This window comes from Okeania sp. (assembly GCF_035285525.1).
GTDB lineage: Bacteria > Cyanobacteriota > Cyanobacteriia > Cyanobacteriales > Microcoleaceae > Trichodesmium.
Genome location: NZ_JAYKGW010000045.1, coordinates 1 through 6,212, shown reverse-complemented (window position 1 = coordinate 6,212; position 6,212 = coordinate 1). Strand labels below are relative to the sequence as shown.

General features: G+C 30.5%; 4 protein-coding genes. All 4 read right to left on the bottom strand.

What is annotated here, in order from left to right:
- The coding region (locus VKJ25_RS05055) for an AAA family ATPase (protein ID WP_324235534.1) at window positions 1-2,026 on the bottom strand (2,026 nt) is incomplete at its 3' end.
- A gap of 555 nt (window positions 2,027-2,581) precedes the next feature.
- Window positions 2,582-2,827 (bottom strand): hypothetical protein, encoded by a 246-nt coding sequence (locus tag VKJ25_RS05050; protein ID WP_324235533.1) that lies wholly within the window; start codon window positions 2,825-2,827, stop codon window positions 2,582-2,584.
- Between the two features lie 371 nt (window positions 2,828-3,198).
- Entirely contained in the window at window positions 3,199-5,322 is a 2,124-nt protein-coding gene (locus tag VKJ25_RS05045) for a GmrSD restriction endonuclease domain-containing protein (protein ID WP_324235532.1), read from the bottom strand.
- A gap of 67 nt (window positions 5,323-5,389) precedes the next feature.
- Window positions 5,390-6,212: helicase-related protein (locus VKJ25_RS05040; RefSeq protein WP_324235531.1), on the bottom strand; the 823-nt coding region annotated here is incomplete at its 5' end.

The following is a 6,212-nucleotide window of genomic DNA, read 5'->3' as shown; positions in this document are numbered from 1 at the left end:
CATTCGGACTACGTTTTACCAAAGCATAAGATTTACCATCTAACTCAATAGCATCTTCCTCACAATCTGGTTTTGGAGAATTATAAGAAAGAACATATTCTCTACCAATATAATCAGCCATTTCTTCCGCAACTTCACCACGCCATTGAGTCTTAGTTACTAATACAATTAATTGATTTGCTAATCGAGGAATTTTTTTAGCAATTTGTCGTCGATAAATTTCATCTAAACTGCCAAAAGGAGAATCCATAACAATCGGAAAAGTGCTACTATCAGGACCCATTAAAGTATTTTTTTGACTCCATTCTCTCACCTGGTCAATAATACTACCAATAAACGCCAAACTAAGAATTTGATTTTCTCCTGTAGAAGCAGCAACCAAAGAATTTTTACCACCAGTATTTTCCACTAAAGTTAACTCATAATTTTCATTAAGTTGAGGAATATAAGGAGTAAAAGAAATTTCCGAAAATAATTCTTGTATCCGTTTTTCCAAAGAAACTCTAAACTGTTTTTCTAAACGTAACTTAACTTCGTTTAATCTCTGAATAGCATCTTGAGTAGCAGCAATTCGTCTTTGACATAAAACTTGTTTTACCTCATTCATTTTTTGGCGATCTAGTTGTTTCTCTAAAACCTTAATTTGTTGATTAAAAGTTTCTAACTGTAAATTATTTGAACCAGTTTCCCGGTTTAAATCTCCCACCTTAACTTCAATTTCATCTAACCTTTTTTGTAACTTCTGAATATCCTCATTAGGATAACTGCGTAATTTTTTTTGAACGATGTCTAATTGATTTTCAATCCCGGAAAGTTGAGAACGTAATTGTTCTATATTTCCCTGTTGTCTATCAACTTCCTCCCAAAAATCTACTACTTGTTTCTCAACTTCATCCATTTGTACAGTCATTTTAATAGCAGTTTCTTCAACATCAGCAATCTCTACTTTTTCCATCCATTTTTCTACTAATTTTCTCCCAGTCGAATCTTTAGTTAATTCAGTTCCACAAATACAAAGTTGTGCCTCTAATAACTGTTGAATAAACTGCCGATTAATTCCAGTAAGTAACTCCCCTTTTTCTTTTAAATAACCAAATAATTCTCGAAATTCTGCTATTGATTCTGATAAAAATACCATATAACCACGAGTTGATATAGCTCTTTTCAAAACCTGATTTGCTTGTACTATTTGTTCTCTAATTGCTCCAATCTGAACTTTTAATTGATCTCTTTGTTGAGGCAAACCTTCTGCACCTTTAAAATCCAATAAACGACTACTAATTTCTCGTTTAAATTCCCGATAATGTTGTAATTCTTTGTCTATTTCTTTTTGGCGTTTTGATAATTTATCAATTTCCTTTTCAACTTGACTTTTTTCCTTCAATAACTTTTTAGTCTCAGGATTACCAATCAATCTTAAATCAGTTTCCAGAGACTTTTTAGCTTCTCCTAAATGTCTAACAGAACGATTTAATACTTCAATTCCCAATAATTCTTTAGTAGCTTCAGCAATTTCACTTTTCTGGTTATCCCTAAAAATATACTCAATTCTTTCCCCATCAAAAAAGAAATATCTATGTAAACTTTCTGGCAAAATTCTCCCAACAATATCATCAGGATGTTCCGGTGGTGGAGACCAACGTCCATCATCTCCAGCTATTTGCATATATAGCTCACTTTTACCATGTTCAATTCGATTTTTTTCGTTTCTATAAGCTCGACATAAACGTTTAATTTGATAACGTTTATTATCATGTTCAAACATAATTTCTACCCAACAAGCTATAGCTTGACCTGGTTTTGCTTCTGTAATTGCTCGTTTATTTACTAATTGAGTTTCTGCTGCAAAAGCAGCACTAAATTTTTCATAAAGTACCCAAGTAAAAGCATTCATTATCGTGGTTTTACCTGCACCATTGTTACCATGAATAATTGTTGTATTTTGTTTACCTGATGCCAAAATTATTTCTGGAGTTTTGCCATAAAACTGACGAAAATTACACAAAATAATTGAAATTAATTTCATTGAACTACTTCTTAATTTAAGGAAGAAGGAAGAAGGAAGAAGGAAGAAGGAAGAAGGAGGAAAATTTTATTTCCCTAATTTCAAAACTATTTGTAATATTTTGCCATAAAACTGCCGAAAATTACACAAAATAATTGAAATTAGTTTCATTGAAATGCTTCTTTATTTAAGGAAGAAGGAAGAAGGAAGAAGGAAGAAGGAAGAAGTTAAGAAAACTCTATTTTCCCAATGCCAAGATTATTTCTGGAGTTTTGCCATAAAACTGCCGAAAATTACACAAAATAATTGAAATTAATTTCATTGAATTGCTTCTTGATTTAAGGAAGAAGGAAGAAAACTTTATTTCCCTGATTTCAAAACTATTTGTAATATTTTGCCATAAAACTGCCAGAAATTACACAAAATAATTGAAATTAATTTCATTGAATTGCTTCTTGATTTAAGGGAAAAGGAAGAAGTAAGAAGTAAGAAAACTCTATTTCCCTGATGCTAAAACTATTTCTCGACTTTTGCCGTAAAATTGTCGAAAATTACACAAAATAATTAAAATTAATTTCATTGAATTGCTTCTTTAATAATTTTGATAATATCATCATTAATTCTAGGAGTTTTTTTATAAAGTCTGTCTTTTTCTAATTGTAAAACTCGCGCAATAATTTTTTTTACTTCTGGGGGAGCCGTCGTAATTGGCTCTTGAATATTATTGAGTTTATTTTGAGTTTTAGGATTATATTTAGAATGCTTTTCAGCAAAAATAGTTGATATTTCTTTGATTACTTTATCTGAATATTTTAAAGTCATTTTTATTTAAGTAAGAAGTAAGAAGGAAGAAGGAAAAAGGAAGAAGGAGTAAACTTGGAAAAAAAGAAAAAAATGATAGAGATAGCTTTCTGAAATACACTGAATCTGGTTCGACAATATTTTATAGTGAATTGAGTTTTATTTAAACTGTCATTTTTGATATTTTTTAAGTAATTTTTAGATCAAAATATAGGTATTTATTGATAAAGAATTATTAGCGATCGCTCTCTGGTAAAAAAAGTTTATTATTTATTTTTCACAACCTAGCTATGAAGAATAAAATATTTCATCGGGTAGGTTAATTATGATATTAGGCATAGATTTTTGGTGTTAATTATCATGTAATTTTTTTCTGACTTATATTGATAATTTTATACCTTATAAAAATCTCTAGTCAAAACTACAAAATCATTGGCAGAAATTTTTCTAGTAACCTGAACAAACCATGACCAATTAGAACGATCGCTACGCCCTAAAAAAGCATCTAACTTATTCCTTAAATCTTCATCTAAAACTACAGGATTATCCAAATATAAACAAGGTTTTTCTAACTCAAAAACCCAAGGATACCTATCAGAATTAAAAATTTTAGGATGAGCCGACTTTTCTGGTTTAGTTTTAACTAAAGCATGAGCAACAATACCCTTAGCAGCAGCATAAAAACAAATATTATCCCCAGACTTAAGACTTTTTCTACCAGGAGTTTTATCTCCAAAAGCATAAATCTTTTCTTCACCAACCAAAAACTTAATTTGCTCAGAAGCAGAACGTTCCTCAGTAGCAGCAACTGGAGTTAACCAATATGTCACCTCATCTTCAAAAACAACTTCTAACTCCTCAATAGGTTCAGCTAAAGATACAATTTCTTGTAATTTTTTTTGCATAACTTTCTGACGAGAATTTATAAAACGAATAAAATCATTATTTTGCATTGCTGCATACCCATCCTCATCAATAAAATGACTAGCTAAAGTTTCTAAAAGCTGCTCTTTATTACCACCATGTTTAGCCAAACAATCATCTAAAAAATCCGCCGGAAGTTTATTACTTTTACATCTATTAGTTGCTTGAGAAATTAAAGTTCGATTCAGAATACTATCAACTAAATTATCATATTTTTCACTATACCTAGACTTAGGAAAAATATGGTCATCTTGACATTTATTAATTTCTGCAGGTTGCCCTGTTAAAAAATCTTTAGAACCTTCACAAGCAATTAATCCCATTAATCCTCTATATAAAGTTGTATAACTTTCCTCAGTCTTTAAATCAAAACTTTGAACAGATAATTTTTGCAACCATTCTGGTGCATTTCCCTGATTATCTATCCATCCACTAACATTTTGAAAATCATAATGAATTTTGCTATCTACAGCATTGTCATAACGCTGACCTAAAATACATCCCCAATAAAAACAATCTAACTTTTGATAAGCTTCAGCACCAGCAGAAATTCGATTTATTTTATTTAATAAAGCAGCCAAAGGAACAATTAAAGTAGTATAAGGAATCCACTTAGAATCAAAGGCTCCATACACATTAATTAATCTTTGATAAGCTGTTACTATTGACTTAACTGCTTCATGCCATAACTTTTTAAATAATTCTCCTTCTATGTATCTTGTCATTTTTAATAAGTTACCTTTTTTTGGTTCTATGGCTTGCCCCAAAGCAATTAGTCTCAGTAAAAATTCTGGTTTAATTAAATCTGTAACTTCCTGATAATTATTTTGAGCTTTCTGCCATAAATCTCGTAAATTTACTCCCTTTTTATAAATATTTGCTACAGCCAAATCAAAAAGAGAAAGACTAGCACCAGTACGATTAATTCGCTCAAAAATATTGACAATATCTTCTTCTCTTGTTTCAGGAGATAAGGAAATAACAGGAACCATAAATTTATGGAGCCTTTCATGGATATTTATCAATAATTCTTGTTGTTTATCCTCCCAAATATCTTGTTCTCGATACAGCCACTTATTAAAACTATTAGAATCTCGCAATAGAGAAAAAGGTAAGGCTTTGTGTTGTTTTACTAATTCATCATATTCTTTTCTTCTACGGCTATCCCGTTCAGATATACCTATCACTGCACTTTCTAAATCATTATCTAAAACTGACTCTAAACGTAAATAAAAACGATAAGGATTTTTAGCCCCTTTTAGAGGTTGATTAGGTTCATAAAGTGCATAATATAGAGAAGTAATGCGTTGCTGACCATCAAGAACTAACCTTACATTGTCTGTAGCATTAGGTTTATCTGTTATTCCCTCCACAAATCTAAAAGGAAACATTGGGTTTTTACTAGAGGTATCTAACATCAAAAATATTCCGATAAAATAACCCTGCAATAAAGAAGTTAATAAATCTTGAATATCATCTTTTTTCCAAACAAAAGATCTTTGAAAATCAGGAATAACAACTGTTCCTTCCACAGCATATTTAATAATATCTAACAAGTTTTTAGGATTTGCTTCTGGTAATTCTAGAGACATATTTTTTTTATTCTCCTTTCATTGTTAACAATTAGCTTAATGAATTTTATTCTAATATTGTATATTATCAAATATCTAATAATCCATACCTTTTTTGAATGTTTAATAACTTAACTCTAGCTTCTCCAGCATTATCTGCTAAATCGGCAAATTCTAAGAACCTTTTTAACTCTTTTCTCAGCAAATTTCGTTCTACCTCTAAACTACTTCTACCCAGATCTGGAGGCAAAACAATCATATCAAATAAAGTTGCTCTTTCCTTATTGGGATGAGGTCGTAAAATTCTACCTCTTCTCTGAATAAACTGTCGAGGATTTCGACTACTTGCTAAGATAACTGCATTTTTAATTACAGGTATATCTACCCCTTCATCTAAACAATTAATTGCTACTAAACCTTGTAACTCTCCACTTTCAAATTGTTGTCTTAATTTCTCTCTTTTTTTAATCGGAGTTTCCGCAATATAACTATTAACTCTATAACCTAATTCTGAACCTAATATTTTTACCACCGCTTCCATTTGTCGTAAATTTGAAATATTTTCTGTTTCTACCGAACCATCTCCACAATAAAATAAAGTATGAGTTGTTTGTAAACGACTTGCCATTAATTTTCTTAATGCTGTTAATTTATTTGCTGCTGAAGCAATTAATCGGGAACGCTGCATCAATAAAGCTTTTAAATCTTCTTTTTCTATTTCTACATTTTCTTTTTCTGATAATAATAATGCCCAACCAATTTTAGAGGTAAGTTTTGCATAATTTCGACTTTCCTCTTCAGTCAATTCTACTAAAACTGGATAATAAAGATAACGAGCTAAAGCACCTTGTTTAATTGCATCAGCTAAAGTTAATTCTGGCTGCAATACTTCACCAAAATAATCTAAAATT

Coding starts and splice junctions, on each gene's coding strand:
- VKJ25_RS05045 (WP_324235532.1), bottom strand. CDS start 5,322: ATGTCTCTAGAATTACCAGAAGCAAATCCTAAAAACTTGTTAGATATT.
- VKJ25_RS05050 (WP_324235533.1), bottom strand. CDS start 2,827: ATGACTTTAAAATATTCAGATAAAGTAATCAAAGAAATATCAACTATT.